This window comes from Chromatiales bacterium (genome assembly GCA_014762505.1).
Lineage (GTDB): Bacteria > Pseudomonadota > Gammaproteobacteria > SpSt-1174 > SpSt-1174 > SpSt-1174.
In genome coordinates, this window is record JABURS010000035.1 from 155617 (window position 1) to 178712 (window position 23096).

Genomic DNA, 23096 nt, shown 5'->3' on the forward strand with positions numbered 1-23096 from the left:
CACGTCACAATGGTGGCATGGAATCGCTGACCGCCCATCTGCTCACCCTCTCGCCCATCACCCTCGGTCTGCTCGGCAGCCTGGTGGCCGGCCTCGGCACCGGCATCGGGGCGCTGCCCATGTACGTGGCCCCACGCCTCACGCCCCGCGCCCAGGACCTGCTGCTGGGGCTCAGCGCCGGCATCATGCTGGCGGCCACCTTCTTCTCGCTGCTGCTGCCGGGCCTGGAAAGCGTGGCGGCCGACAGCCTACTCAGCCCGCCGCTGGTGATGTTCGGCGGCATCCTGCTGGGTGCGGCGGGCCTGTGGTTCATCCACAAGCACGTGCCCCACGAACATCTCATCATGGGCCACGACGGGCCCGAGATTCAGGGCATCCAGCGCATGTGGCTGATCGTCTTCGCCATCACGCTGCACAACTTTCCGGAAGGACTTGCGGTGGGGGTGGGCTTCGGCGGGCCCGACATCAACAACGCCATCGTGCTGATGATCGGCATCGGCCTGCAGAACATGCCGGAGGGGCTGGTGGTCGCCGTGGCCCTGCTGGCCGCCGGCTACAGTCGCACGCAGGCCTTCCTGCTGGCCCTGCTCACGGGGCTGGTGGAGCCCGTCGGCGGTCTGGTGGGGGTGACGGCGGTCGGTTTCGCCGACGCCCTGCTGCCCTGGGGGCTGGCCGTGGCGGCCGGCGCCATGCTGTTCGTCATCAGCAACGAGATCATCCCCGAGACCCACCGCCGCGGCAACCAGGCCCCGGTGACCTTCACCCTGCTCGCGGGCTTTGGCCTGATGATGGTCCTCGACCAGGCCCTGGGGGCCTGACCACGCAGCAGCGAAAGCCCGACTGCCGGGCAGCGGGCTGGCGGGTCGTCAGTGGATCGCCTCAAGGGCGCATGTCATCCCGATCACCTCTGTGATCTCTGTGCACTCTGTGGCAAAAGGGCTTGTCCCCGCTGCTAGAACCCCGCGTCCCAGAAGGTGGTGACACGGTAGAGGATCGCCGCCAGCACCGCGGTGGCCGGCACCGTGATCACCCAGGCGGCGACGATGCACAGCACCATGGAGCGCTTCACCAGCTGGCTCTTGTAGGCCTTCTTCATGGCCTTGCGCTCCTTCTTGGCGAACACCAGCCCCGCGTCGTTCTCCTTCGCACGCTGCTTCATCTCCGCCAGCATCACGCGCTTCTCCGCCACCGGCGCGGCCTCGAAGACCTTGAGATAGGCCTCCACGGCGGTCCGGTCCTTGCCCTTGTGGCCGGCGATGATGATGGCCTCCATCTTCGCGTAGTTGGTCTTGAGGTATTCGCGCAGGAAGCCCACGCCGAACAGGGCGCCGATGGTCACGTGCGTGGTGGAGACCGGCATGCCCAGCTGGGCGGCCACGATCACCGTGAGCGTGGCCGACATGGCGATGGCATAGGCACGCATGCGGTCGAGCTCGGTGATCTCGCGCCCCACCGTGCGGATGAGGCGGGCGCCGTAGAGTGCGAGGCCGGCGGCCAGACCCAGCGCGCCCAGCACCATGATCCACAGCGGTGCCGGGGCCTTGCTCGCTACCTGCCCGCTGATGATGGCCTCGTAGATGGCCGCCAGCGGACCGATGGCATTGGCCACGTCGTTGGCGCCGTGGGCGAAACTCAGCAGGGCAGCAGCGAAGATCAGTGGCCAGGTGAACAGCCCGTTCACGCCGTCCTTGCTGTTCTCGCTCACCACGGCGCGGCGCCGCAACGGCAGGCGCACCAGGAAATACACCGCAATAGCCACGCCCAGGCCGGTCAACAGGGCATAACCGATGGGCAGTCGCGCGATCGCGCCCAGTCCCTTGATGAACATGTAGGTGGTAAAGGCCAGCGCCATCACCGCCACCAGCCAGGGGACCACGCGTCCGGCGGCCAGGTGCATGTCGCGGCGATAGGTGATGGTGCGCTTGATGAGGTAGAGGAAGGCGGCCGCGATCACCCCGCCCAGCAGCGGCGAAACCACCCAGCTGGCGACGATGGAACCGATGGTCGCCCAGTTGACGAGCCCCCAGCCGCCGGCGGCGATGCCGGCGCCCATCACCGCGCCGATGATGGAATGGGTGGTGGAGACCGGGGCGCCCAGGGCGGTGGCCAGGTTCAGCCACAGCGCCGCCCCCAGCAGGGCCGCCAGCATCAGCCAGGCAAAGTCGCCCACCTGCGTGATCTGGGCGGGATCGATGATCCCCCCCTTGATGGTGCTCACCACCTCCCCGCCGGCCACGATGGCGCCCATGGCCTCGAACACGGCGGCGATCACGATAGCCCAGCCGAGCGTCACGGCCCGCGAACCCACCGCCGGGCCGAGGTTGTTGGCCACGTCGTTGGCGCCGATGTTCATGGCCATGTAGGCCCCCACCACCGCCGCGGCGATCAGCAGCAGCAGGGCCTGGGCACCGAGGTCCGGTATCCCGTCGGTATGCCACAGGGCGTACACGAAGACGCCGATCATGAAGATCAGCCCCGCGGTCAGACGCAGGTACTCGGGGTTGCGGATGCTGGCCACGTTCGTCGACTTGCCTGTGCTCATGGTGTCTCGCCCGGTTTGAATACTGGCCCGAATGTTACATTAATATGACAGCCGGGACAGGGGCTACACTCCTCCCTGGCACGACCTACCACCCTGGAGAAAGGCATGCTCGAATACCATCTCGTGGCCGAGCGCATCGACGAGCACGGCACGCTGGCGCAGGCCGGTGACGCACAGCTCACCCTCGATACCGACATGCAGGGTCGCGACGACGCCCTCAGCCCGCCCGAGCTACTGCTCGCCGCCCTGGCGGCGTGCATGGTGCGCGCCATCCAGCGCGCCCTGCCCCTGCTGCGCATGCAGATCGGCAGCCTGCGCATCGAGCTGCGCGGCTGGCGCCAGGACAGCCCGCCGGCCATCGCCCGCATCGAGTACACGATCACGGTGGCGACCGGGGCCGACGAGGAGACGCTCGACCTCCTGCATCGCAATGTGCAGAAGGGCACCATCTACCGCACCCTGTCCGCGGGCACCGAACTCTCGGGGCGCATTCGCCACGCCTGAAGCGCACCGGACTATACTCGGTGGATGGCCCATCTGCCGAGGAGGTCACGCCATGGGCATCAGCACCACGCTAAAACAGTATCTCGACGACCACGGCATCGCCTACGAGCTCGTACACCACGACCCCACGCCCTCGGCCAACCGCAGCGCCGAGGCCGCCCACATCCCGGGGGACCGTCTGGCCAAGGCCGTGGTACTGGAAGACGCCGGCCACTACCTGCTCGCTGCCCTGCCCGCCACCCACCGCCTCCAGCTCGCCCGCCTGCACCACGAGCTGGGCGAACTGGTGGGACTGGCCACCGAACGGGAGGTGAGCGCCCTGTTCGCCGACTGTGCCCCCGGCGCCGTCCCGGCCCTGGGTCCGGCCTATGGCATGGAGACCCTGGTCGATAGCAGCCTCGACACCCAGGACGACATCTATCTCGAGGCCGGCGACCATGAATCCCTGGTCCACCTGAGCGGGTCCGCATTCCGCAACCTGCTGGGCAAGGCTCGCCACGGCGACTTCAGTGTCCATATCTGAAGCACCGCATGACCCGGGATGGAATAAGCACCTCCATCCATACGTCTTTACAGTCAGTGATCGGGCGTTCGTCTCGTATCGTCACGATCACAGCCCGGTCCACTGGCCCTGGCCGGGCACATAAAAACAATGCATAACGCATGGCCAACCCTAAACAGACAGGAATGGAAGGAGTTCTACCCATGAAAAGACTCGTCATGTCACTGATATCCATCGCTGCCGTCATGATTGCCTTCTCCGGCGCTGCCTTTGCCGGCGACTACGGCAAGCAGAAGGCCGTCTACCACATCAACTCCGGCGACGCCAAGACCCACATGGCCGCCCTGCGCAACATCCAGAACCACATCAACGCCGTCGGCGCCGAGAACATGGAGATCAAGGTCGTGATGCACAGCGGCGGTGTCGACCTGCTCAAGGGCGCCAAGGCCAACGAGGACCTGCGCTCCCGCGTCGACAGCCTGAAGATGCAGAACGTCGAGTTCCAGGTCTGCGCCAACACCCTCAAGGGCAAGGGCATCGACTACAAGAAGGACCTCTACGACGTGAAGGAAAGCGACATCGTCCCCAGCGGCGTCGCCCATCTCTCCCACCTGCAGGGCCAGGGCTACACCTACGTCAAGCCCTGATCGGCGGCAGCAGTCGTCACCACGCAAAAGGCCCGGGATCTACCGGGCCTTTTGCGTTGGGCAGACATCAACCGATTCATTCGCCGAGCAACCGGAACACCGCTGAGTGGTCCAGCTCGCCGTCGATCTCCTCGACCACCCGCCGGATGAGATCGGCAGCGGCGCGCACGGCCGTGACATCGAGCCCCAGGGACTCGGCCTCGGCCAGGGCGATACCCAGGTCCTTGGTATGCAGGCGGGCCTTGAAGCCCGGCGTGTAGTTTTCGTCCAGCATGCGCTGGCCGTGGACCTCGAGGATCTTCGAACCGGCAAAGCCGCCGAGCAGGGCCTCGCGCACACGGGCGGCATCCACCCCCTCGCGCCGGGCTAGCTGCAGGGCCTCGGCCACGCCGACCAGGGTCTGGGCGACGACGATCTGGTTACAGGCCTTGGCCACCTGCCCTGCCCCGTTGTCGCCGACGTGCACGATGTTCCTGCCCATGAGGTCCAGCAGCGGCCGCACCCGCGCCAGGGCCTCGGCCTTGCCCCCCACCATGATGGAGAGCGTGCCGGCAACCGCGCCCTGCTCGCCCCCGGAGACCGGGGCGTCGAGCATCTCGATGCCCTGCCCGGCGAGCCGGGCCGCCATCTCGCGGGTGGCGCTGGGGGAGATGGTGCTCATGTCGACGACGACACTGCCGGGTCGGGCCCCGTGGACGACACCCTGGTCACCGAGCAGCACCTCTTCCACGTCTGGCGTGTCGGACACGCAGGTGAAGATCACCTCGGCCTGCGCGGCGGCCTCGGCCGGCGAGTCCCAGGCCCTGGCGCCTGCCGCCACCAGCGGCTCGGCCGCCTCGGCCCGGCGGGCATAGACATGCATGTCGTGGCCACCGCCCATCAGGTTCAGCGCCAAGGGGCGCCCCATGATGCCGGGGCCGATAAAGGCGAGAGAGGTCATGGACTTAAGTTAGCCCCCGGAGGGTACTCAGGCAAGCGGAGGGAGAGAGGTGAAGTGTGAAGTGTGCTTCTAGTGCGTCTCCAGCCGGCGCAGCACGCGCTGCACCATGTCCCGCTGCATGTCCTCGCGTAGCAGGGCCTCTTCGCCGGCGGTACTGTGTACATTGGTCTCGTCGAAGCTGAGTTCGCGGGTGGCGGTGAGGGTGACAGGGGCACGCCTGAAGTCATTGCCGATGCCACGCGCGTCGAAGCGGACGCTGGTCATGAGCTCGTATTCACGCACCGTGGCCTGATTGCCGACCGAGAGTACGCGACGCGTATCGCGCCGTTCCAGGAATCGCAGCTGTGCGGTGGCCTGCTCGGGCCCATCCACCACCTCGACGCCCATGGCGCGCAGCTGGCGCTTGAGCTCCAGGAACAGGACGTCGCGCGCATCCAGGCCGCTGATGTAGGTACGCGCCATCTCGGGCGGCAGGTTGGCCGCACCGCGCAACTGGAAACCGCAGCCCGCGGCCAACAGGGCGGCGAGCAGGAGCAGGACCAGGCGCGAGGCGCGGCGCGACACCTCAGCCCACCACCACGTTCACCAAGCGACCGGGCACGACGATGATCTTGCGCACCGTCTTGTCCTCGAGGAAGCGCTGCACGTTCCCGTTGGCGAGCGCGGCCTCCTCGATCTGCTCCTTGCTGGCCGCGGCGGGCACCTGGATGTTGGCGCGCAGCTTGCCGTTGACCTGCACCACCAGCTCGATGCTGTCGGAGACCAGGGCCGACTCGTCGACCGCGGGCCAGCGCGCGTCGATCACCGCATCGGCATGGCCGAGGGCCTGCCACAGGGCGTGGCAGGCATGCGGGATGATGGGCGAGAGCATCAGCACCACGGCCTCCAGTGCCTCCTGCATCAGGGCGCGGCCCTGGACCGAGTCGTCCTCGAACTTCGACAGGTCGTTCAGCAGCTCCATGTTCGCGGCGATGGCCGTGTTGAAGGTATACCGGCGACCGACGTCGTCGCTCACCTTCTGGATGGTCTGGTGCAGCTTGCGGCGCAGGGCCTTCTGCGCGTCGTTCATGGCGGCGGGATCGACCAGATCGGCCGGCCCGCGGTTCACGTGTTCGAAGACCTGCCGCCACAGGCGCTTGATGAAGCGCGAGGCACCGTCCACCCCCGAGTCGGACCACTCCAGCGACTGATCCGGTGGGGCGGCGAACATGGTGAACAGACGCACGGTATCGGCGCCGTAGCGGGCAATGAGTGCCTGCGGGTCCACGCCATTGTTCTTGGACTTGGACATCTTCTCGGTACCGCCGATCTCCACCGGCTGGCCATCGGAGCGGAGCACCGCCTGCACGGGGCGTCCCTTCTCGTCGCGCGTCACCTCCACGTCGGCCGGGTTGAACCAATCCTTGCGGCCGCTGGCGTCCTGGCGGTAGTAGGTGTCGGCCACCACCATGCCCTGGGTGAGCAGGCGCTTGAAGGGCTCGTCGCCGCCGATCAGGCCCATGTCGCGCATCAGCTTGTGGAAGAAGCGCGCGTACAGCAGGTGCAGCACGGCGTGCTCGATACCGCCGATGTACTGGTCCACCGGGGTCCAGTAGGTGGCGCGTTCGTCGAGCATGGCCTGGTCGTTGTCCGGGCAGGCGTAGCGCGCGTAGTACCAGCTCGACTCGAAGAAGGTGTCGAAGGTGTCGGTCTCGCGCTCGGCCTTGCCGCCACAACTCGGGCAGGTGGTCTCATAGAACGAGGGCATCTGCTTGATCGGCGAACCCACGCCCTCGAAACTCACGTCCTCCGGCAGCACCACCGGCAGCTGGTCCTCGGGCACCGGCACCGAGCCGCAGCTCGGGCAGTTGATCATGGGGATCGGGCAGCCCCAGTAGCGCTGGCGCGAGACGCCCCAGTCGCGCAGGCGGTAGTTCACCTTGATGCGGCCGTGGCCGGCCTGCTCCAGGTGGCTGGCAATGGCCGCGAAGGCCTCGTTGGAGGACAGCCCGCTGAACTCCCCGGACTCGCCCAGGATGCCCTTCTCGGTATAGGCGCCGGCCTCGAGATCGACCGTCTCGGCCCCGTCGCGCGGGAAGATCACCTGGCGGATCGGCAGACCGTAGGCCTTTGCGAACTCCCAGTCGCGCTGGTCGTGGGCCGGCACCGCCATCACCGCGCCCGAGCCGTATTCCATGAGCACGAAGTTGGCCACCCACACCGGCACCGTCTCGCCCGTGACCGGGTGCACGGCCCGAAAGCCGGTATCCATGCCCTGCTTCTCCAGCGTGGCCATGTCGGCCTCGGCCACCTTGGTGTAACGGCAGGCCTCGACAAAGGCGGCGAGGTCGGGATTGCCCCCGGCGGCGCGCAGGGCCAGGGGATGCTCCGGCGCCACGGCCACGTAGGTCACGCCCATCAGGGTGTCGGGGCGGGTGGTGAAGATGGTGAGCGGGTCGGTCTCGCCCGCCACCACGAACTGCATCTCCACCCCCTCGGAGCGTCCGATCCAGTTGGCCTGCATGGTGCGCACCTGCTCGGGCCAGCCGTCGAGCTGACCGAGGTCGTCCAGCAGCTGGTCGGCGTAGTCGGTGATCTTGAGGAACCACTGCGGGATCTCGCGGCGCTCCACCGGCGCACCGGAGCGCCAGCCCTTGCCGTCGATCACCTGCTCGTTGGCCAGTACCGTCTGGTCCACCGGGTCCCAGTTCACCGTGGCCTTCTTCTTGTACACCAGCCCCTTCTCGTAGAGCTTGGTGAAGAACCACTGCTCCCAGCGGTAGTACTCGGGCCGGCAGGTGGCGAGCTCGCGCCCCCAGTCGTAGCCAAAACCCAGGCTCTTCAGCTGCTCGCGCATGTAGGCGATGTTTTCGTAGGTCCACTTCGCCGGCGGCACCTTGTTCTTGTGCGCCGCGTTCTCGGCGGGCAGGCCGAAGGCGTCCCAGCCCATGGGCTGCAGCACGTTCTTGCCCTGCATGCGCTGGTAGCGGGCGATCACGTCGCCGATGGTGTAGTTGCGCACATGCCCCATGTGCAGGCGGCCGGAGGGGTACGGGAACATGGAGAGGCAGTAGAACTTCTCCCGCCCCGCGTCCTCGCGCGCACGGAAGACATGGTGACTGTCCCAGTAATTCTGGGCCTGCGACTCAATCGCCTGGGGATCGTATTGTTCGTGCATGGGGCCTGTCATGGCTGGATTGCATGGGGATGGAAGCATACCAGCGCCCGCGAGCCCGCCACAACTCGCGGTCCGCGCCTGATCCGGATCAATGGGCAAGGTCCGGCGAAGCCTTTATGCTATAAGCAACCACCAGACAGGAGCGTTTGCGATGACCGAAAGCCAGAAGCCGCACGAAGAGCACCGCCTCGATCTCTATCACCGGATGATGGAGCGGGTGAAGCACTCCATCGAAGAGGCGGAGGAAAAGGCCCGACCGCGCATCGAGCATGCCCTGGAGGCGGCGCGCGAGAAGAGCATCGAGCTCGGGGAGACCACCCGCGAGGAGGCTGAGGAGATCGCCGAGTACATCCGGCGCGACCTTGCCGAGATCGGCGCCTACCTGCACGAGAGTGGCGAGGACATCGGCACCTGGTTCCACATGGACCTGGAACTGATCGAGGCCAACCTGCTCGACCTCATCACCTCCGTGGCCGACCGTACCCGCGTCGAACTCGCCGAGATCGCCGCCCGCGCCCAGGTCGCCAACATCTACCAGACCGGCGAGATCACCGGCCCCGGCACCCTGACCTGCAGCGAATGCGGCGAGGAACTGCACTTCAAGAAGGCCGGCCACGTCCCGCCCTGCCCCAAGTGCCACGCCACCACCTTCACCCGCAAGAGGCCCTAAGGCGGTCCACCTTACAACCTCCACCGCAGGGCGGCCAGCAGCCCCAGCACCAGGGCCGCCATCACCACCACCGGCCAGTTCCCCCAGCGGGCATAAGGCGTCATGCCCTCGTAGGGCTGCACCTCGGCATTGAGCACATGCCGCTCGAACTGGGGGGAGACGGCGACCAGCCGCCCCCTGGCGTCGATGATGGCGGACACCCCCGTGTTGGTGGCACGCACCATCCAGCGCCCGCTCTCCAGGGCACGCATGCGTGCGAGTTCCAGGTGTTGCCAGGGGGCGAGGCTGTCACCGAACCAGGCGTCGTTGCTGACGTTGATGAGATAGGCCGCTTCGGGCAGGGCCTCGATCACTTCCTCGCCGAAGGCGTCCTCGTAGCAGATCGAGGCGCCGACGGGGTGGCCGTTGACCTGCAGCAGCGGCCGGCCGCTGCCGGTACCCAGGTCGGACATGGGAATGACGACGAAGCGGTCCAGCCAGCCCAGCAGTCCGCGCAGCGGCGTGTACTCGCCGAAGGGGACGAGGTGGCGCTTGTGGTAGACGTCGAGCTCGCCGTCCAGGGCGACCAGGCTGTTGTAGTAGGTACCGTCCTGCGGGTCCCGCACGAAGATCCCGGTGACCAGCGCCGTCCCCTGGGCATGGGCATCGGCGGCCAGCGGCAGCAGGTAGTCCTCGGCCACCTGCCCGAGGGTGGCGGGGATGGCCGACTCCGGCCACACGATCACGTCACGGCCGAAGTGCGCGCGGGTCAGCTTCTCGTAGAGCGCGAGGGTCGGCTGGAACTGCTCGCGCCGCCACTTGTCCTCCTGCGCGATGGACGGCTGAACGATGCTCACGCTCAGCGTCTCGCCCACCGGTCGCGTCCAGGGCAGCGCCGTCAGCAACAGCCCGCCCAGGACCAGGGCCACGACGCCACCACCGGCCACCCAGCGTCGCCGACCGGACAGCACCAGCAGACCGACCAGCCCCGCGGCCAGCAGCGCCGCCACCAGGCTCGCGCCATAGGCACCGAGCACCGGCGCATAGCCCATCAGCCAGGAATCGACCTGCGGATGGCCGAGCAACAGCCAGGGAAAGCCGGTGAAGAGCCAGCCGCGCACCCACTCGTGGAGCACCCAGCCGAAGGGCAGTGCCATCAGCAGGGCCGGCGTACCCAACCTGAAACGGCGGCCAAGGCCCGCCAGCAGGCGGCCGATGATCGCGGGATAAAGTGCCAGCACGGCGATGAACAGCGCGGTGAACAGCCCGGCCAGCGGCGCCACCGCATTACCGAAGAGATGGATGCTGTTGTACACCCAGGACACGCCCACCCCGAACTGTCCCAGGCCGAACAGGTAGCCGCGCCAGAAGGCACGTCGCGGGGAGACCTGCAGCCAGAGCAGGAACAGCAGCGCGGGCGAGAGGATGGACAGCAGCCGCCATTCGAAGGGGGCGAAGGCCAGCGGCAGCAGGGCACCGGCCACGAGCGCGAGCAGGTCACCCAGTCGCGGCCGGGCCGCGAGCCACTGCAGCCAGTTCATGCGGGATCAGGCCTCGGGCTCGTCGCCGCCGTTGGCCCGCAGGCTGAGCTGCAGCAGATGGATGCGGCGATTGTCGGCGCGCAGCACCTTGAAGTCGAAGCGGTCGACCGTGATCTCCTCGCCGCGCTTGGGCACGTGGCCGAAGCGGTTCATCAGCAGGCCGCCGATGGTGTCGAACTCCTCGTCGCTGTACTCGGTGCCGAAGTATTCGTTGAATTCGTCGATCGGCGTCAGCGCCTTGACCGTATAGCGGTTGTCGGTGTGACGCAGGATGTCGTGGCCATCGTCGACGATGTCATGCTCGTCGTCGATCTCGCCGACGATCTGCTCGAGCACGTCCTCGATGGTCACCAGGCCCGACACGCCGCCGTACTCGTCCACCACGATGGCCATGTGGTTGTGGCTGTTGCGGAACTCGTTGAGCAGCACATTGAGACGCTTGCTCTCGGGGATGAAGACCGCCGGACGCAGGTAGTCCTGGATGTCGAAGTCCTCCTCGCGCTGCTCCGCCGCGTAGAAGCGCAGCAGGTCCTTGGCCAGCAGGATGCCCTCCACGTCATCGCGACTGTCGCCCACCACGGGGAACCGCGAATGGGCCGAGTCGATGATCACCGGCAGCATCTCCGCCACCCGCGCATCGTGCTCCACCACCACCATCTGCGAACGCGGGATCATGATGTCCCGTACCTGCATCTCCGAGACCTGCAGCACGCCCTCGATCATGGCGAGCGCGTCCATGTCCAGCAGTTCCCGCTGCTGCGCCCCGCGTAGCAGTTCGATCAACTGCTCACGATCCCGGGGCTCCCCCAGCAGCACCTGGCTCAGGCGATCCAGCCAGCGCGACTGGGAGGAAGAGGTACTAGGTCGGTCTTCTTTCATTTGAAATGCTGTCCGTTGTCCGTTGTCAGTGGTCCGTTGTAAAAACTCAGGCCCGTGGTGCATGGCCCGACGACTTTCCGATCGATTTTAGATAGGCATTCAGCCTTGGGCTAAATTCATCCAGCGTGACCCTGAGTCGGTCGATATCCTCGTCCGACAGCAGACCGCGCGTATATGCGCGGCGAAGCCAGTGCTGGACTTCCGTCAGAGACCCACGCGCGATCCGTACGAACCGCCGGTTATCCTGATATGACCCGCGTGCATTACCTTCAGCAATATTCGCACCAATGCTGTCAGCTGCCCTGACGAGCTGTTTCCCGACCGTGTCCCGGGGGAACGGCTGCCATCTGGAGACGACCTCCCACACGGCATCGGCCAGGGTCTCGGCGAGTGCATAAACATGCAATTTCTGAAAATTCGGCTTCTGCATACAACCCTCCCTGGTCGAATGTCTCTCACCACCCGTCTCGAGCCATACCAGACCTCAGGGACCGGGAGTGTAACAACTGACAACGGACCACTGACGGCGTACGGTCTTTACGCATAAGGATCGGCAAAGCCTAAACCAGCCAGAATTTCCTTTTCAATCGTCTCCATCACCTCGGCCTCGACCTCGTCGATGTGGTCGTAGCCCTGCAGGTGCAGCAGGCCGTGCACCACCATGTGCGCCCAGTGGCCTGCCTCGCTCTTGCCCTGTTCGCGGGCCTCGGCCTGCACCACCGGGGTGCAGATGACGAGATCGCCCAGGTAGCCGCCGAGGTCCTCGGCAGGCAGGCCCGGCGGGGCCTCGAAAGGGAAGGAGAGCACGTTGGTGGGCCGGTCCTTGCCGCGGTAGTCACGGTTGAGCGTCTGGCTCTCGTCGGCCTCGACCAGGCGGATGACCACCTCGGCCTCGCCCTCGCCGCGCCAGGCGGCCTCGGCCCAGCGGGCGAGATCGGCATCGGCCGGGCGTGTGCCGGCAGCGGCGTCCTGCACCTCCACGGCGAGCCGGTTCATGCCTGGCCTTCGCCCTGCTCCGCGCGGTCGTAGGCCTGCACGATGCGCTGCACCAGCGGGTGTCGAACCACGTCGTGGGCGGTGAAGAAGCTGAAGCTCACGCCGTCCACGTCCTTCAGCACCTCGATCACGTGGCGCAGGCCGGACTTCTGGTTGCGCGGCAGATCCACCTGGGTCACGTCGCCCGTGACCACGGCCGTGGAGCCGAAGCCGATGCGGGTGAGGAACATCTTCATCTGCTCCACGGTGGTGTTCTGCGCCTCGTCCAGCAGGATGAAGGCGTCGTTCAGCGTGCGTCCGCGCATGTAGGCCAGCGGTGCGACCTCAATGATGTTGCGCTCGATGAGCTTGGCCACCTTCTCGAAGCCCAGCATCTCATACAGCGCGTCGTACATGGGCCGCAGGTAGGGGTCGATCTTCTGCGCCAGGTCCCCAGGCAGGAAGCCCAGGCGCTCGCCGGCCTCCACCGCCGGACGCACCAGCACCAGGCGGCGCACCATGTCGCTCTCCAGGGCCTCCACGGCGGCGGCCACGGCCAGGTAGGTCTTGCCGGTACCGGCCGGGCCCACACCGAACACCAGGTCGTGCGACTGGATGGACTTGAGATAGCGTGCCTGGCTCGGCCCGCGCGCGCGGATGTTGCCGCGCTTGATGCGCAGGGTGAAGTCTTCCTTCGCCTCGGCCCGCTGCTCCAGCAGCTGCTCCACGCCGGATTCCTGCAGCCACAGGTGCACACTCTCGGGGGTGAGCTGCTCCTCGCGGGTCGCGCGGTACAGGTCGCGCAACAGTTCGCCCGCCGCCTGGGCCGGGCGGTGTTCGCCGATGATGTTGAAGTGGTTCGCGCGATTGTTGATCTCCACCCCCAGCCGGCGCTCCAGCTGGCGCAGATGCTCGTCGAACTGGCCGCAGAGATTGGCCAGGCGCGCATTGTCGGCGGGTTCGAGGGTCACGGCCACGGAACTCGGGTGGTCGTCGAGAACGGTTTCGGTCTGGATCTGAGCCAAGGAGCGGGTTACCTGCAGGAAATATCAGAGTGATGGGTCGAGTATACGTGATGATTCCCGTAGGAGCGCTGTTTCTGCCCTCTGGGTACGAGGCACGATTACGCCTCGCGGGGCCGGTCCAGACAATCGCGCCCTGCGGCGCTCCTACGGGTCACAGATGGGGATATATCCAGGAAATTCAAGCGCTCACCGCCACGCGCTCGCCGGTCTCGACATCCTCGACCGCCACCACCTCGCCCCGCAGGGAGTTCGGCAGGGCCTCGGTGATGCGCACGTCGACGAAACGGCCGATCAGGCGTTCGTGGCCGTCGAAATTGACCACGCGGTTGTTCTCGGTGCGCCCGGCGAGCTGCCTCGGGTCCTTGCGCGAGGGACGCTCGACCAGCACGGACTGCACCGTGCCGACCATGGACTGGCTGATGGCCTCGGCCATCTCCAGGATGCGGGCCTGCAGGCGCGCCAGGCGGGCCTTCTTCGCCTCCAGCGGCACGTCGTCCGGCAGGGACGAGGCCGGCGTGCCGGGACGGCGGCTGTAGATGAAGCTGAAGGAGGTGTCGAAGCCGATGTCCTCGATGAGCTTCATCGTGGCCTCGAAATCGGCGTCGGTCTCGCCCGGGAAGCCGACGATGAAGTCCGACGACAGGCTGATCCCGGGCCGCGCCTCGCGCAGGCGACGGATCTTCTGCTTGTACTCCAGGGCCGTGTGGCCGCGCTTCATGGCCGCGAGGATGCGGTCCGAGCCGCTCTGCACCGGCAGGTGCAGGTGGCTGACGAGCTGCGGCACCTCGGCGAAGGCCTGGATCAGGGAATCGGAGAACTCCACCGGATGGGAGGTGGTGAAGCGGATGCGGTCGATGCCGTCGATGGCCGCCACGTAATGGATCAGCAGGGCGAGGTCGGCGATCTCGCCATCGTGCATGCGCCCGCGGTAGGCGTTCACGTTCTGGCCAAGCAGGTTCACCTCGCGCACGCCCTGGGCCGCGAGCTGCACCACCTCGGCGATGACGTCGTCGAACGGCCGGCTGATCTCCTCGCCACGGGTATAGGGCACCACGCAGAAGGTGCAGTACTTCGAGCAGCCCTCCATCACCGAGACGAAGGCCGTCGGACCCTCGGCGCGCGGTTCCGGCAGGTTGTCGAACTTCTCGATCTCCGGGAAGGAGATATCGACGATGGGCATGTGGAAACGGCGCACGCCCTCGATCATCTCCGGCAGGCGGTGCAGGGTCTGCGGCCCGAAGACCACGTCCACACAGGGCGCCCGCTCCCGCAGGGCCTCGCCCTCCTGGCTCGCCACGCAGCCGCCCACGCCGATCACCAGGTCGGGTTTGCCGTCCTTCAGCGCCTTCCACTTGCCGAGCAGGGAGAATACCTTCTCCTGGGCCTTTTCCCGGATGGAGCAGGTATTCAGCAGCAGCACGTCCGCCTCCTCGGCGGACTGCGCGAGCTCCATGCCCTCAGACGCATTCAGCACGTCCAGCATCTTCGCCGAATCGTACTCGTTCATCTGACAGCCGTGGGTCTGGATGAAGACTTTCTTTGCCATCGCGGAATTATACAAGGCGGGAGAAGAAGACGACAGAACGGCAGCCAGCGCCCATCGCGGCTGCCGTCTCATCGAGGCGGCAGATCAGGCCCTGCCGCCGACGCATGAAGGCCTAGAACGGGATGTCGTCGTCGAAGTCGTCCATCGAGGGCGCAGGCTGGCTCGGGGCCTGGGACGGGGCGGACGACTGGCTGCCGCGGCCCTGGGGCGCGGAGTCGTAGGGGGCGTCGCCACCACGCCCACCGCCGGCACCGCCACCGAGCATCTGCATCTCGGAGGCGACGATCTCGGTGGTGTAGCGGTCCTGGCCGTCCTGGCCCTGCCACTTGCGGGTGCGCAGGCTGCCTTCGACGTAGACCTGGGAGCCCTTGCGCAGGTATTCGCCGGCGATCTCGGCCAGGCGGTTGAAGAAGACCACGCGGTGCCACTCGGTGCGTTCCTGGCGCTCGCCGGTGTTCTTGTCCTTCCACTGGTCGGTGGTGGCCAGGGAGATATTGGTAACGGCGCCGCCGCTGGGCATGTACTTCACTTCGGGGTCGTTACCCAGGTTGCCGACCAGGATGACCTTGTTTACTCCGCGTGCCATGTGTCTCCCCTCTTCTTGAGATGCGTTGATGCTGATCGGCCAATTCTACGCAGGGCTAGCCGAGAATTCACGCAAACCCTGTTCGTCCAGTGCGTGGCGCTCGACCTTGAGGTAGGCCACGCCCTCTTCGTGGGCGATGACGGCCTCGGCCACGCCCCGCACGGCGGTGAGGCGTCGCACGAGATCGCGGGCCCGGGCGGCATCCATGGGGCCGACGTTGAGCAGGTAGCTGGAGAGATACCGCGGGTGACGCATGGTGGCCGCCACCAGCAGCCAGGCCGCCACGCTCAGGCTGGTGAACCAGAACACGCCGTCGGCGCCAAAACGGCCGGCCAGGGCCCCGCCCACCGCACCGCCGACGAAGATGCCGAGGAACTGCGCGGTGGAGTACACGCCCATGGCGGTGCCCTTGCGGTCCGGCGGGGCGAACTTGGCCACCAGCGAGGGCAACGAGGCCTCGAGCACGATGAAGGCCCAGAAATACAGGAACAGGGCCACGGCGAGCCCGGTCAGGCCGTCGACCAGCAGGTAGGCGAGCTGGGCCAAGCCCAGCAGGGCGATGGCGCCCAGGAACACGGGCTTCATGCGCCGGTGCTTTTCGGCCACGATGATGAACGGGATCATGGCCAGGAAGGCGATGACCAGCACCGGCAGGTAGATGAGCCAGTGCTGGGCGCCCGGCAGGCCGGCCCCGACCAGCAGCGGCGGGATGACGATGAAGTTGGCCATCATGCTCATGTGCAGGACGAAGATACCCAGGTCCAGGCGCAGCAGCTGGCCGTCACGCAGCACGCTGCCGAGGCTGGCGGGCTCGGTCTGGGCGTCGCGGTGAAAACGCACGGCGGCCGGACGCGGCACGACGAAGGCGATGATGCCGATGGCAATCACGGCCAGCGCGGCGGTGATCCAGAAGATGCCGGGCACGCCGATCCAGCGATCCAGCACCGGGCCGCCGATCATGGCCACGGCGAAGGCAATGCCGATGCTCATGCCGATGACGGCCATGGCCTTGGCGCGGTGCTCCTCCCGGGTGAGGTCCGCGGCCAGGGCCATCAGGGCGGCCGCCACGGCCCCGGCGCCCTGCAGGGCGCGGCCGAGGATGACGCCGTGGATGGAATCGGCGGTGGCGGCCAGCACGCTGCCCAGGGTGAAGACGACCAGCCCCCCGATGATCACCGGCTTGCGGCCCAGGCGGTCGGAGAGCATGCCCAGCGGCAGCTGGAAGGCGGCCTGGGTGAAGCCGTAGACGCCCAGCGCCATGCCCACCAGGAAGGGCGTGACGCCGGCCAGGTCCTCGGCGTAGAGGGCGAACACCGGCAGGATCATGAACAGGCCGAGCATGCGCACGGCATACACGCTGCCCAGCGAGAACGCGGCACGCCTCTCGCGCGGGGTCATCTGGTCGGAATAACCGGACTTCAAAGCCTTTCCTTTCTGCCTGGGGAGATCGCGGGAGGCGTATCTTAACAAGATTCCCCCCGCAGCATGGTATCGGGGACGTGAGGCGCCCGATGAACGCCCCACTCCCCCGTCTTTCCCGTGGCGACGGGAATCCTGCCGGTGCGGATCAATCCCGTGGCGTTTGTGTAGTACACTGGGCTGTTTCGCCGGCCGCCCCCCGAGCCGGGGGATTTGACTGGCACAACAGCTCCGCCTACGAGCCACTGGATTCGGTAAGCCCATGGATTTCATACGTATTCGCGGTGCGCGAACGCACAATCTCAAGAACGTCGACCTCGACCTGCCGCGCGACAAACTGATCGTGATCACCGGCCTGTCGGGCTCGGGCAAGTCGTCGCTGGCCTTCGACACCATCTTCGCCGAGGGCCAGCGCCGCTACGTGGAGTCGCTGTCGGCCTACGCCCGCCAGTTCCTCTCCATGATGGAGAAGCCGGACATCGACCACATCGAGGGGCTCTCGCCGGCGATATCCATCGAGCAGAAGACCACCTCGCACAACCCGCGCTCGACGGTGGGGACGATCACCGAGATCTACGATTACCTGCGCCTGCTCTACGCCCGCGCCGGCGTGCCGCGCTGCCCGGATCACGCCATCGCCCTGGAGGCCCAGACCGTCAGCCAGATGGTCGACCAGGTGCTGGCCCTGCCCGAGGGCACCAAGCTGATGCTGCTGGCCCCGGTGGTGCAGAACCGCAAGGGCGAGCACCTGCAGGTGCTCGAGGAGCTTCGCGCCCAGGGCTTCATCCGCGCCCGCATCGACGGCACGGTGTACGAGCTGGACCAGGCCCCGGCCATGGATCTGCGGCGCAAGCACAGCATCGAGGTGGTGGTGGACCGCATCAAGGTGCGCGATGACCTCAAGCTGCGCCTGGCCGAGTCCTTCGAGACCGCCCTGCGCCTGGCCGACGGCATCGCCCGCGTGGCCTTCATGGACGAACCGGAGCGCGAGGAGCTGGTGTTCTCGGCCAAGTTCGCCTGCCCGGTGTGCGGCTACTCGCTGGCCGAGCTGGAACCGCGGCTGTTCTCCTTCAACAACCCGGTGGGCGCCTGCCCGAGCTGCGACGGCCTGGGCATCAAGCAGTTCTTCGATCCCGAGCGGGTGGTGGCCCGCCCCGAGGTGAGCCTGGCCGGCGGCGCAGTGCGCGGCTGGGACCGGCGCAACGCCTATTACTTCCAGATGATCTCTTCGCTGGCCACCCACTACGGCTTCGACATCGAGACCCCCTTCGAGGAGCTCGATGAGGACGTGCGCCAGGTCATCCTCTTCGGCAGCGGCGACGAGGAGATCGAGTTCTCCTACATGGGCAACCGCGGCCAGGTGAGCAGGCGCACCCACCCCTTCGAGGGGATCCTGAACAACATGGAGCGCCGCTACCGCGAGACGGACTCCAGCGCCGTGCGCGAGGAGCTGGCCAAGTATCTCTCCGTGCGCCCCTGCCCGAGCTGCAACGGCACGCGCCTGAACGTGCAGGCCCGCCACGTGTTCATCGCCGACAAGGCCCTGCCGGACATCACGGCCATGGCCATCGGCAAGGTGCTGGCCTTCTTCGAGGGCCTGGAGCTCACCGGCAAGCAGGGCCAGATCGCCGAGAAGATCCTCAAGGAGATCAACGAGCGCCTGGGCTTCCTGGTGAACGTGGGGCTGGATTACCTCACCCTGAGCCGCAGCGCCGAGACGCTCTCGGGCGGCGAGGCCCAGCGCATCCGCCTGGCCAGCCAGATCGGTGCCGGCCTGGTGGGGGTGATGTACATCCTCGACGAGCCCTCGATCGGCCTGCACCAGCGCGACAACGACCGCCTGCTGGCCACGCTCACGCGCCTGCGCGACCTCGGCAACACCGTCATCGTGGTGGAACACGACGAGGATGCCATCCGCACCGCCGACCACGTGGTGGACATCGGCCCGGGCGCCGGCGAGCACGGTGGCCGGGTGGTCGCCCAGGGCACCCCGGCCGAGATCGTGGCCAACAAGGACTCGCTCACCGGCCAGTACCTGTCCGGCCAGCGTGCCATCGTGGTGCCGGCCGAGCGCACCCCCATGGACCCGAAGCGGGTGATCACCATCCGCGGCGCGGCCAGCAACAACCTCAAGCAGGTGGACGTGGACATCCCGGTGGGTCTCATGACCTGCGTGACCGGCGTGTCGGGCTCCGGCAAGTCCACCCTGGTCAACGACACCCTGTACCGCTACGCGGCCAGGGCGATCAACAAGGCCGGCGAGGAGCCGGCGTTCTGCGAGGGCATCGACGGCCTGGAGCAGTTCGACAAGGTGGTGGACATCGACCAGAGTCCCATCGGCCGCACCCCGCGCTCCAACCCGGCGACCTACACCGGGCTGTTCACGCCCATCCGCGAGCTGTTCGTGCAGACCCCGGAGGCGCGCTCGCGCGGCTACCAGCCCGGGCGCTTCAGCTTCAACGTCAAGGGCGGGCGCTGTGAGGCCTGCCAGGGCGACGGCGTGATCAAGGTGGAGATGCACTTCCTGCCCGACATCTACGTGCCCTGCGACATCTGCCACGGCCAGCGCTACAACCGCGAGACCCTGGACATCCGCTACAAGGGCAGGAACATCCACGAGGTGCTGGAAATGACCGTCGAGGAGGCCGTGGGCTTCTTCGAGGCCGTGCCCGTGGTGCGGCGCAAGCTCCAGACCCTGATGGACGTTGGCCTCAGCTACATCACGCTGGGCCAGAACGCCACCACGCTGTCCGGCGGCGAGGCCCAGCGCGTGAAGCTCGCCCGCGAGCTCTCCAAGCGCGACACCGGCAAGACCCTCTATATCCTGGACGAGCCCACCACCGGCCTGCACTTCCACGACGTGGAACAGCTGCTGCGCGTGCTCAACCGCCTGCGGGACCACGGCAACACCATCGTGGTCATCGAACACAACCTCGACGTGATCAAGACCGCCGACTGGATCATCGACCTCGGCCCCGAAGGCGGCGACGGCGGTGGCCAGATCATCGGCACCGGTACCCCGGAGGACATCGCGCAGATCGAGGGCTCCTACACGGGCCGCTTCCTGGCACCGTATCTGGGGGTGAAGAAAGGGGCGAAGAGGGGCGGGAAACGCCAGGCGTGACAGGGGCGCGCCTGGCGCGCCAAACCGGTTTGGCTCTGTCCTCTGTGACCGCTGTGTGGCGCACAGACCTTCACGCCTAACGCCGGACACGACTACGCTCCGGGGGCACCATGGCAAAAACTCTCGCAGACGACGGACCACGCCCCATGCTCCATCTCTTCACCGATTTCGGCCCGCAGGGTCCCTATGTCGGGCAGCTCCATGCCGCCATCCTGCGTGAGGTGCCGGGGCTGACCGTCATCGACCTGCTGCATGACGCGCCGATGTTCCGGCCACGGGCAGCCGCGCACCTGCTGGCGGCCTGCGCAGGAGAATCACGGCCCGGCGAGGTGTTCGTCTGCGTGGTGGACCCCGGGGTGGGCACGGCGCGCCGGCCGCTGGCGCTGCAGGCGGAGGGACGCTGGTTCGTTGGGCCGGACAATGGCCTGCTGGACGTGGTCGCGGCCAGGTCGGCCGAGGCAGCCTGGTGGGAGATCACCTGGCGGCCGGCGCAGCTCTCGGCGAGCTTCCACGGACGCGACCTGTTCGCTCCGGTGGGCGCGCGCATCGCCGCGGGTGAGGCGCCGACGTCCTGGGGCGCTCCCTGCCCTGCCCCTCCGCAGAGCGTCGACGAGGGGCTCGCCGAGATCATCTATCTCGATGCCTACGGCAACGCCATGACGGGCCTGCGCGGCGATCAGGTGGAAAGGCATGCCCTGATGACGGCAGGCGGCGAACGCCTCTCCTATCGCCGCACATTCGGCGAGGCCGCTACCGGGGAGGCCTTCTGGTACGTCAATTCGCGGGGGCTGGTGGAGATCGCGGTGAACCACGGGAGTGCTGCGGCGCGACTGGGACTGGCAATCGGGATGCCGGTTGGGCGTGAGGCGTGAGGCGTGAGGCGTGAGGCGTGAGGCGTGAGGCGAAGAGCCTAACCGACACGGCGGGCACAAAAAAGCCGGGCAACGCCCGGCTTTTTTGTTGGTGAACAGGGCTTATTCGCCTGCTTCGGCCTCGCCACCGGCCTGCGGCTCGGGACGGTCGACCAGTTCGACGTAGGCCATCGGGGCGTTGTCGCCGGCGCGGAAGCCGCACTTGAGGATGCGCAGATAGCCACCCGGACGCGACTCGTAACGCGGACCCAGCTCGGCGAACAACTTGCCCACCACTTCCTTGTCACGCAGGCGCGAGAAGGCGACGCGGCGCTTGTGGACGCTGTCTTCCTTGGCCATGGTGATGAGGGGCTCGGCCACGCGGCGCAGCTCCTTGGCCTTCGGCAGCGTGGTCTTGATGGCCTCGTGGCGCAGCAGCGCGTTGGTCAGTGCCTGCAACGTCGCCTTGCGATGGCTGCTGTTGCGGTTCAGTTTTCTACCCGAATTGCGGTGACGCATGGCTGTGTTTCCTAAATCGTGCGGTTAAGACCAGGACTCGCTCAGGAGGCCTGCTTTTCGTCCTTCAGACTTGCCGGCGGCCAGTTCTCCAGGCGCATGCCCAGGGACAGACCGTGCGAGGCCAGCACGTCCTTGATTTCGGTGAGCGACTTCTTGCCCAGGTTCGGGGTCTTCAGCAGCTCGACCTCGGTGCGCTGGATCAGGTCACCGATGTAGTAGATGTTCTCGGCCTTGAGGCAGTTGGCCGAACGCACCGTCAGCTCCAGGTCGTCGACCGGACGCAGCAGGATCGGGTCAATCTCGGATTCCTTGGACTCAGGCTCGGCCGCCTCGGTGCCCTGCAGGTGGACGAACACCGCCAGCTGCTGCTGGAGGATGGTCGCGGCCATGCGAATGGCCTCTTCCGGGTCCACGGTGCCGTCGGTCTCGAGCTCGATCACAAGCTTGTCGAGGTCGGTGCGCTGCTCCACGCGGGCCGCTTCCACCTTGTAGGCGACGCGGTAGATCGGGCTGAAGCTGGCATCCAGCAGCAGGTGGCCGATCGGGCGGTCCTCGCTCTCGGCGGTGCGACGGCTGGCTGCCGGCACGTAACCACGCCCCTTGGCGATCTTCAGGGTCATGTTCAGCTCGCCGGCCTTGGTCAGGTGGGCGATGACATGATCCGGATTGACGATCTCGACGTCATGGTCGCCGACGATGTCGGCGGCGGTCACCACGCCCGGGCCCTTCTTCTTCAGGGTCACAGTGGCCTCGTCACGACTGTGCATGCGCACGGCTAGGCCCTTGAGGTTCAGCAGGATGTCGACCACGTCTTCCTGCACACCCTCGATCGAGGTGTACTCGTGGAGCACGCCCTCGATCTCCGCTTCGACCACGGCACAACCGGGGATGGAAGACAGGAGGATGCGGCGCAGGGCGTTACCCAGGGTATGCCCGAAACCGCGCTCCAGCGGCTCGAGAATGACCTTGGCGTTACGCTCGTTTTCAGCCTGAACAACGATGTTGCGCGGCTTGAGAAGATCTTTGGCCAGCATCGAAAACCTCTTGATCCGTGATTACTTGGAGTACAGCTCGACCACCAGAGATTCGTTGATCTCGGCAGGCAGGTCGGAGCGCTCGGGTACGGACTTGAAGACACCTTCCATCTTCTTGGTGTCGACTTCCACCCACTCGGGGAAGCCAAACTGCTCGGCCAGGGCCAGGGAATCCTGGATGCGGACCTGCTTTTTGGACTTTTCGCGCACGGAAACGGTGTCGCCGGCCTTGACCTGGTAGGACGGGATGTTCACCGACTGTCCATTCACCATGATCGCCTTGTGGCTGACCAGCTGACGCGCCTCGGAACGGGTGGCGCCGAAGCCCATGCGGTACACGACGTTGTCGAGACGGCACTCCAGCAGCTTCAGCAGGTTCTCACCGGTGGAGCCCTTGATCTGGGCGGCCGCCTTGAAGTAGTTGCGGAACTGCTTTTCCAGCACACCGTAGATACGGCGCAGCTTCTGCTTTTCACGCAGCTGCAGGCCATAGTCGGACAGACGCGTACGGCGATCGCCGTGCTGACCGGGGGCCTTTTCAGCCTTGCACTTGGACTCGAACGAGCGGGCGCGGCTCTTCAGGAAGAGATCCGTACCCTCACGACGACTCAGCTTACACTTGGGACCAATATACCTAGCCATCTTGAATCTCTCCC

At 66.7% G+C, this 23096-nt stretch carries 22 protein-coding genes; 7 read left to right on the forward strand and 15 right to left on the reverse strand.

From position 1 onward, the window contains the following. The first annotated feature begins 17 nt into the window (after positions 1–17). Positions 18–818 carry a ZIP family metal transporter gene (locus tag HUJ28_07665; protein MBD3619333.1) on the forward strand — a complete coding sequence of 267 codons (801 nt, stop codon included), beginning with the start codon at positions 18–20 and terminating at the stop codon, positions 816–818. A gap of 134 nt (positions 819–952) precedes the next feature. Here the strand turns inward: HUJ28_07665 and HUJ28_07670 are convergent, their stop codons facing one another. Continuing rightward, positions 953–2542 (reverse strand): inorganic phosphate transporter, encoded by a 1590-nt coding sequence (locus HUJ28_07670; GenBank protein ID MBD3619334.1) that lies wholly within the window; start codon positions 2540–2542, stop codon positions 953–955. 105 nt (positions 2543–2647) lie between these two features. On the opposite strand from HUJ28_07670, the gene HUJ28_07675 reads away from it, so the two are divergent. From HUJ28_07675 to HUJ28_07685, 3 genes are all read left to right on the forward strand, one after another. After that, positions 2648–3046 carry an OsmC family protein gene (locus HUJ28_07675; GenBank protein MBD3619335.1) on the forward strand — a complete coding sequence of 133 codons (399 nt, stop codon included), beginning with the start codon at positions 2648–2650 and terminating at the stop codon, positions 3044–3046. Between the two features lie 52 nt (positions 3047–3098). Continuing rightward, positions 3099–3569, forward strand: coding sequence for a YbaK/EbsC family protein (locus HUJ28_07680; GenBank protein ID MBD3619336.1), 471 nt, complete (start codon positions 3099–3101; stop codon positions 3567–3569). A 182-nt stretch (positions 3570–3751) separates the two neighbouring features. After that, entirely contained in the window at positions 3752–4195 is a 444-nt protein-coding gene (locus HUJ28_07685; protein MBD3619337.1) for a DsrE family protein, read from the forward strand. Positions 4196–4271: 76 nt separating this feature from the next. On the opposite strand, the gene HUJ28_07690 is transcribed toward HUJ28_07685, so the two are convergent. The 3 genes from HUJ28_07690 to HUJ28_07700 form a co-directional block, all read right to left on the reverse strand. Continuing rightward, entirely contained in the window at positions 4272–5135 is an 864-nt protein-coding gene (locus HUJ28_07690) for an NAD(P)-dependent oxidoreductase (GenBank protein ID MBD3619338.1), read from the reverse strand. Between the two features lie 69 nt (positions 5136–5204). Next, on the reverse strand, positions 5205–5597 hold the full coding sequence (locus HUJ28_07695; protein MBD3619339.1) for a hypothetical protein: 393 nt from the start codon (positions 5595–5597) through the stop codon (positions 5205–5207). A 103-nt stretch (positions 5598–5700) separates the two neighbouring features. Next, positions 5701–8292, reverse strand: coding sequence for a leucine--tRNA ligase (locus tag HUJ28_07700; GenBank protein MBD3619340.1), 2592 nt, complete (start codon positions 8290–8292; stop codon positions 5701–5703). 151 nt (positions 8293–8443) lie between these two features. Here HUJ28_07700 and HUJ28_07705 point away from each other — a divergent pair, with 151 nt between their 5' ends. After that, a complete protein-coding gene (locus HUJ28_07705) occupies positions 8444–8962 on the forward strand; it encodes a zinc ribbon-containing protein (GenBank protein MBD3619341.1) in 519 nt (172 codons plus the stop codon). A gap of 11 nt (positions 8963–8973) precedes the next feature. Here the strand turns inward: HUJ28_07705 and lnt are convergent, their stop codons facing one another. The 8 genes from lnt to HUJ28_07745 form a co-directional block, all read right to left on the reverse strand. Next, positions 8974–10482: an apolipoprotein N-acyltransferase gene (lnt, locus tag HUJ28_07710; protein ID MBD3619342.1), complete on the reverse strand. Its 1509-nt coding sequence runs from the start codon at positions 10480–10482 to the stop codon at positions 8974–8976. A gap of 6 nt (positions 10483–10488) precedes the next feature. Next, complete coding sequence (locus tag HUJ28_07715; GenBank protein MBD3619343.1) at positions 10489–11361, reverse strand: CBS domain-containing protein; 873 nt, start codon at positions 11359–11361, stop codon at positions 10489–10491. Positions 11362–11407: 46 nt separating this feature from the next. Then, positions 11408–11791, reverse strand: a complete 384-nt coding sequence (locus HUJ28_07720) for a four helix bundle protein (GenBank protein MBD3619344.1) — start codon at positions 11789–11791, stop codon at positions 11408–11410. A gap of 107 nt (positions 11792–11898) precedes the next feature. After that, the gene (ybeY, locus tag HUJ28_07725; protein MBD3619345.1) at positions 11899–12357 is read right to left on the reverse strand and encodes an rRNA maturation RNase YbeY; all 459 of its coding nucleotides are present in this window, start codon (positions 12355–12357) and stop codon (positions 11899–11901) included. Further along, positions 12354–13361 carry a PhoH family protein gene (locus HUJ28_07730; GenBank protein ID MBD3619346.1) on the reverse strand — a complete coding sequence of 336 codons (1008 nt, stop codon included), beginning with the start codon at positions 13359–13361 and terminating at the stop codon, positions 12354–12356. The genes ybeY and HUJ28_07730 overlap by 4 nt, the downstream gene beginning before the upstream one ends. Before the next feature lie 178 nt (positions 13362–13539). Then, entirely contained in the window at positions 13540–14907 is a 1368-nt protein-coding gene (gene miaB / locus HUJ28_07735; protein ID MBD3619347.1) for a tRNA (N6-isopentenyl adenosine(37)-C2)-methylthiotransferase MiaB, read from the reverse strand. Between the two features lie 112 nt (positions 14908–15019). Continuing rightward, positions 15020–15493, reverse strand: coding sequence for a single-stranded DNA-binding protein (ssb, locus tag HUJ28_07740; GenBank protein MBD3619348.1), 474 nt, complete (start codon positions 15491–15493; stop codon positions 15020–15022). Positions 15494–15538: 45 nt separating this feature from the next. Next, positions 15539–16834: an MFS transporter gene (locus HUJ28_07745; protein MBD3619349.1), complete on the reverse strand. Its 1296-nt coding sequence runs from the start codon at positions 16832–16834 to the stop codon at positions 15539–15541. Between the two features lie 340 nt (positions 16835–17174). On the opposite strand from HUJ28_07745, the gene uvrA reads away from it, so the two are divergent. Both uvrA and HUJ28_07755 read left to right on the forward strand, forming a co-directional pair. Beyond that, positions 17175–20036, forward strand: coding sequence for an excinuclease ABC subunit UvrA (gene uvrA, locus HUJ28_07750; protein ID MBD3619350.1), 2862 nt, complete (start codon positions 17175–17177; stop codon positions 20034–20036). Between the two features lie 146 nt (positions 20037–20182). Further along, entirely contained in the window at positions 20183–20908 is a 726-nt protein-coding gene (locus HUJ28_07755; GenBank protein ID MBD3619351.1) for an SAM-dependent chlorinase/fluorinase, read from the forward strand. 102 nt (positions 20909–21010) lie between these two features. Here HUJ28_07755 and rplQ read toward each other — a convergent pair whose 3' ends face one another. From rplQ to rpsD, 3 genes are read right to left on the reverse strand one after another with little or no spacing between them, the layout of a single operon-like run. After that, a complete protein-coding gene (gene rplQ / locus HUJ28_07760; GenBank protein MBD3619352.1) occupies positions 21011–21406 on the reverse strand; it encodes a 50S ribosomal protein L17 in 396 nt (131 codons plus the stop codon). Positions 21407–21447: 41 nt separating this feature from the next. Beyond that, positions 21448–22440, reverse strand: coding sequence for a DNA-directed RNA polymerase subunit alpha (gene rpoA / locus HUJ28_07765; protein MBD3619353.1), 993 nt, complete (start codon positions 22438–22440; stop codon positions 21448–21450). Positions 22441–22461: 21 nt separating this feature from the next. Beyond that, entirely contained in the window at positions 22462–23082 is a 621-nt protein-coding gene (gene rpsD / locus HUJ28_07770) for a 30S ribosomal protein S4 (GenBank protein MBD3619354.1), read from the reverse strand. Between the last annotated feature and the right edge of the window lie 14 nt (positions 23083–23096).